General features: G+C 65.7%; 5 protein-coding genes. All 5 read left to right on the forward strand.

Translation table 11 applies throughout. The annotated features are described in order from the left end of the window. Positions 1 to 128: 128 nt before the first annotated feature. Positions 129 to 692, forward strand: a complete 564-nt coding sequence (locus QZY48_RS08100; RefSeq protein WP_295429946.1) for a YeeE/YedE thiosulfate transporter family protein — start codon at positions 129 to 131, stop codon at positions 690 to 692. Next, positions 689 to 1,243 carry a YeeE/YedE thiosulfate transporter family protein gene (locus tag QZY48_RS08105; protein ID WP_295429948.1) on the forward strand — a complete coding sequence of 185 codons (555 nt, stop codon included), beginning with the start codon at positions 689 to 691 and terminating at the stop codon, positions 1,241 to 1,243. Before QZY48_RS08100 ends, QZY48_RS08105 begins: the two co-directional genes overlap by 4 nt. 50 nt (positions 1,244 to 1,293) lie before the next feature. Further along, positions 1,294 to 2,568: a serine--tRNA ligase gene (serS, locus tag QZY48_RS08110; protein WP_295429950.1), complete on the forward strand. Its 1,275-nt coding sequence runs from the start codon at positions 1,294 to 1,296 to the stop codon at positions 2,566 to 2,568. Between the two features lie 173 nt (positions 2,569 to 2,741). Continuing rightward, the gene (locus tag QZY48_RS08115) at positions 2,742 to 4,532 is read left to right on the forward strand and encodes a TIR domain-containing protein (protein ID WP_295429952.1); all 1,791 of its coding nucleotides are present in this window, start codon (positions 2,742 to 2,744) and stop codon (positions 4,530 to 4,532) included. Next, entirely contained in the window at positions 4,510 to 5,169 is a 660-nt protein-coding gene (locus QZY48_RS08120; protein WP_295429954.1) for a hypothetical protein, read from the forward strand. Before QZY48_RS08115 ends, QZY48_RS08120 begins: the two co-directional genes overlap by 23 nt. Positions 5,170 to 5,306: the final 137 nt, after the last annotated feature.

The raw sequence follows: 5,306 nt of genomic DNA on the forward strand, positions 1-5,306 counted from the left end.
GTCCGGTGCCAAGACCGGACGCGGAGCGCCCGCACGGCATTCCCCTGCTTCCGCGTGGGAACGAGAGGCCAGGCAGTCCCCGGAAAGGGTTAGAATTCGGCCCGCTCGACTCAATGAACGGGACACCGATGAACAGCAAACCGCGCCCAATCGTCACACCCGGGGGCCAGGCCCCGGCGCCATCCGGGTCGCCGGTCCCCCTGTCGCGTCGGCAATGGCTCCTTGCCGGGGTCGCGATCGGCCTGCTCAACGTGCTCGTCACGAATGTGCACCTCGCCGATCGGCCGATCGGGGCCTCGACCGGCTATCCCTATCTCGCGGGCCTGGTCGCCGGCCTGGAAGGCGCGGACTATTTCCGGCAGATCGCGACGGCCGGTTCCTGGGAACTGCTGTTCCTGGCGGGCGGCTTCTGCGGCGCCCTGGCCGGTGCGCTCGCCTCCCGGACCTTTCGCATCCGTAGCGTGCCGACCCTGTGGGCGCGGCGCCGGGGGCCGGGCCTGGTGCGGCGGCTCCTGTGGGCCTTCGTCGGCGGCTTTCTGCTGATCCTGGGGGCGCGTCTGGCCGGCGGCTGTACCAGCGGGCACATCCTGTCGGGCGGTATGGAACTGGCCGTCAGCGGCCTGCTGTTCGCCCTGGTGGTCGTCACCTGTTTCGTGGCCGCCTCCCGCGCCTTCTATGGGGTGTCGCGATGATCGTCGCCTTCCTGGCCGGGGTGGCCTTCGCGCTCATCGCGCAGCGGGTAGGTATCACCCGCTTCGACCGGATCATCGGGTTCGGGCTGCTCCTGGACTTCACGGTCGCCAAGATACTGCTGGTGGCGATCGGTACCTCGGCCCTGGCCTTCTTCGTCGAGTACCAACTCGGCGCGGCGGTCCTGGAGGTGAAGCCGCTCCTGATCGGGGGCGTCGTCGCGGGCGGTGCGCTCTTCGGTGTCGGCATGGCGCTGCTCGGCTACTGCCCCGGGACCCTGCCGATGGCCTTGGGCGAGGGCAGCCTGGACGCCGGGGTCGGCCTGGCCGGGGGGCTCACGGCCGGTCTCCTCTACACCCTGGTCTACCCCTGGGTGGCGCCCTGGATCGGTCCCGACCTCGGGGCGTTGAACCTCTATGTCCAGGACCCGGTCGCCTGCGCCCTGATCGTGGCGGTCTTCGCCGCGGTCCTGTTCGCCGCGGCCTTCTGGTTGGACCGGCGCCGTCCGCCCGCGCCGGAGCAGGCGGCCGGTGTAGAATCCGCCATGAAATAGGCCGTTGAACGGCCGTCCCTGGCCCCCCGCATCGAGACTGGTGACCCCAAGTGTTAGACCCCCGCCTGCTTCGCACCGACCTGCCCCTGGTCGCCGCCCAACTCGCCCGCCGCGGGATGCGGCTGGATACCGACCGGATCGAGGCCCTGGAGGGCGAGCGCAAGGGCCTGCAGGTCCGGGTGCAGGAGCTGCAAAATGAACGTAATACCAGTTCCAAGGCCATCGGCCGGGCCAAGGCGGCGGGGGAGGACGCCGCCCCCCTGCTGGCCGCGGTGGCGGATTTGGGGACCGTCCTGGCGGCGGCCGAGGCGCGGCTGACCGCCATCCAGGACGAGCAGGGCGAGATCGCGCTCGGCCTGCCCAACCTGCCGGACGCGAGCGTCCCCGACGGGGCGGACGAGACCCACAACCGGGAGGAGCGCCGCTGGGGCGAACCGACCCATTTCCACTTCACCCCCAAGGACCATGTCGATCTGGGGACGGCCCTGGGCTGGATGGACTTCGACCTGGCGGCCAAGGTCACGGGGGCGCGCTTCGTGGTCCTGTCCGGGCCGCTCGCCCGGCTGCAACGCGCCCTGATCCAGTTCATGCTGGACCTGCATACCAAGGAGCACGGCTACACCGAGGTCTATGTCCCCTATCTGGTCAACGCCGACAGCCTGCGCGGCACCGGCCAGTTGCCCAAGTTTGCCGCGGATCTCTTCAAGGTCCCCGGCGAGCGGGACTTCTATCTGATCCCCACGGCGGAGGTGCCGGTCACCAACCTGGTGCGCGACTGCATCCTGGAGGCCGACCAGGTGCCCCGTCGCTGGGTCGCCCACACCCCCTGCTTTCGCAGCGAGGCGGGCGCCTCCGGCAAGGACACCCGCGGCATGATCCGCCAGCACCAGTTCGAGAAGGTGGAACTGGTCCAGGCGGTGCGCCCGGAGGACTCCGCGCTGGCGCACGAGGCGCTCACCGGTCATGCCGAGACGGTCCTGCAACGCCTGGGCCTGCCCTACCGGGTGGTGACCCTGTGCACCGGTGATCTGGGGTTCTCCGCCTGCAAGACCTATGACCTGGAGGTCTGGCTGCCCGGCCAGCAGACCTATCGGGAGATCTCCTCGTGCAGCAACTTCGGCGACTTCCAGGCGCGCCGGCTCCAGGCGCGCTGGCGCAACCCGCGCACCGGCAAGCCGGAACTGCTCCATACGCTGAACGGCTCGGGGCTCGCGGTCGGCCGCACCCTGGTGGCGGTGCTGGAGAACTATCAGCACGCGGACGGGCGGATCGGGGTCCCGCAGGCCCTGCGGCCCTATCTGGGCGGGGTGGAGATGCTCGGCTGAGGCGGCGGCTCGTTCGTATGATGGGCATCGCTCTCGCTCTGCCCATCCTACGACTGCACTACGCCCAGTTCAGTCGCATCGCTTGCCGGACGCGGCAGCGCAAGCGTTTCGCAATAGCCGTTTTGACGACCTCGGCCGTCGCCGCGCCCAATTGAGGACGGTCTTCCGTGTATGTGAAAAAGATCGAGCTGACGAACGTCAAGAGCTTCGACCGTTTTGAATGGGGGCTCCCGCCTGGAGTGCCGGCAGCCGGCTGGCATGTTCTGCTCGGCGACAATGGGTCCGGCAAGTCTTCGTTGCTTGGAGCCTGTGCGGCGGCACTGCTCGGCGACAAAGAGGCCCTGGCCCTGCGGCTGAAATTGAATTTGGCGGATTGGGTCACTCGCGGCGAGAGCGAGGGGCGCATTGTGCTTACTTTAGAGCAGGACCCGCAATGGGACGGCTGGAGCGGCAAGGGAAGGACCTCGGCCGGAGATTTGGAGGCGGGCATTCGCATCGGAGCGGACGACGCCTTAACGCCCGTTGGCCATCGGCCGAGCCCCGATCGCCACGTCTGGGGCGGAGGTAAAGGCTGGTTTTCCGCCGCTTTCGGACCCTTCCGGCGCTTTACCGGCGGCAGTCCCGAATACGCCAAGCTGTTTAATTCCAACCCCAAGCTGGCTAGGCACCTGTCCATCTTCGGCGAGGATGTCGCACTCACCGAAACCCTCTCCTGGCTCAAACAACTGCGATTCGAGCAGCTCGAACAAGGCGGCATCGATCGTCGCTCGGGCCATCCCGAGACCGTCGACTCCGAAACGTTCGACTGTTTCTTGAGCCATGACAGTCGAGACAAGCCAGCGGTGCGTGCGCTCGCGAAAACCCTTAGAGAGCGCGAAATTTCGGTCTGGCTCGACGAAGAGCAACTGCGCCCGGGTCGCCCGTGGCAACCGCAGTTCGAATCGGCCATCCGTGCCTCGCGGAGCGTCGCCGTGCTGGTCGGCGCGGACGGGCTCGGTCCCTGGGAAGAGGAGGAGATGCACGTCGCCCTCGCGCTTGCGGTCGAGCAGGATCTGCCGGTGATCCCGGTATTGCTGGCCGATGCCCCCACAGTACCCGAATTACCGCGGTTTATCGAGGGGCGTACCTGGGTGGATCTGCGCCCGAATGCCGAGCCCGGCTCCCTGCCCGCGCTGGAAAGGCTGATCTGGGGTATTACCGGAAAGCGTCCCAACCGGAACGACGTGCAAGGCCAAACAGGCGCTAGCGGAAGATCGGACGGCGACGACCTGCTCGATGCCATCAAGGCATTCGTCAACCAGCCGGATTTCCTTCCTAACGATACACGGCTGAGCGAGGTCAACTCGAAGGAAGTCGTATTCCTGGACGGTAACGGTTATCGCGTCCCAATCGAGTCGCTCAGCGACGGTTTTCGCTCGATCCTCAGCATGACGCTGGAGCTGATTCGCCAGTTGGCCGAGGCCTATGGAACCAGGAAGGTCTTTGGCGATGAGAATACCCGCGTCATCCCTCCGGGTGTCGTCTTGATCGACGAGGTCGACGTGCATCTGCATCCCCGCTGGCAGCGGCTCGTCGGCCCTTGGCTGACTGACCATTTCCCGAATATGCAGTTTCTGGTCACGACCCATAGCCCGCTGGTTTGTCAAGGGGCGGAAAAGGGCTCGGTGACCCGGCTGCCTCAGCCGGGCACGGACGACCGGGGCGGGCCGATCACCGGAGCCGCGCTCAATCGTTTGGTCTATGGCGATATTCTCGAAGCCCTGAGTTCGGGCGCCTTCGGAGACGAGGTCGGCCGGTCGGATACGGGCGAGGAGAAGCTCGAGCAGCTTGCGCGGCTGAACGTCAAGGCACTGCGCGAGGGATTGACCCCAAGCGAGCAAGACGAGCGCCGCGCGCTTCAGGAAATCTTCGGTGGTAACGCCAATCTGATGGAGACGGACGGTGCTGCGGATTCCCAAGGGTGAGCTGCCAACGCAGACCCAGAACTATCTCGACGGACAGCAGGAGAAGATCGACGCGCTTCTCGATTACCCCGCCCGGGTCAAGGCCGGCAAGGCGCTTTGGGACTCGAAAACGAATACCAAGAAGGGCAAGGAGCGGTTCGACGAGGTCCGTGCGGCACTGGCGAGGCTTTGTCCCGGCGCCCGGCGCTGTCATTATTGCGAAGATTCGGCGGCGGACGAGATCGAGCACCTCTGGCCCAAGAATTTCTACCCCGACAGGGTGTTCCGCTGGGGCAATTATCTTTACGCCTGCGGCCCCTGCAACGGCAGCAGCAAGGGAGACCGATTCGCGGTTTTCGACGAGCGCGAGGAGCGGGTCGATCTGGTCCGAGGCAAGAACGACCCGGTGGTGGCGCCGCCGGCCGGCGATACGGTATTCGTCGATCCGCGCCGAGAAGATCCCATGGACTACCTGGATCTGGATCTCGACACGGGTATCTTCATCCCCCGATCTCCCAAGGGCAGCCGCAACTATCTGCGTGCGAAGTATACGATCGAGGTATTGAAGCTCAATACCCGGGACTACCTCAAGCACGCCCGGCGCAGCGCTTACCGAAGCTACCTTGACTCGCTTAGGAACGGTTCACTAATAAGTTAAACAAGTCCATCAGGACATGCTTTTCGCGTCGTTGTCGTTGTCGTTGTCGTTGTCGTAATCGAGGTTATCGTATCGCCCCGGATTCCCTCGCACGCCAAGTCGCAGCGATTCTCCGATTACGATTACGATTACGACAA

This window comes from uncultured Thiodictyon sp. (assembly GCF_903828115.1).
Classification (GTDB): Bacteria; Pseudomonadota; Gammaproteobacteria; order Chromatiales; family Chromatiaceae; genus Thiodictyon.

Excerpts from the sequence above, each read along its gene's own strand:
- QZY48_RS08105 (WP_295429948.1), top strand. The coding sequence starts at position 689 with ATGATCGTCGCCTTCCTGGCCGGGGTGGCCTTCGCGCTCATCGCGCAG.
- QZY48_RS08100 (WP_295429946.1), top strand. The coding sequence starts at position 129 with ATGAACAGCAAACCGCGCCCAATCGTCACACCCGGGGGCCAGGCCCCG.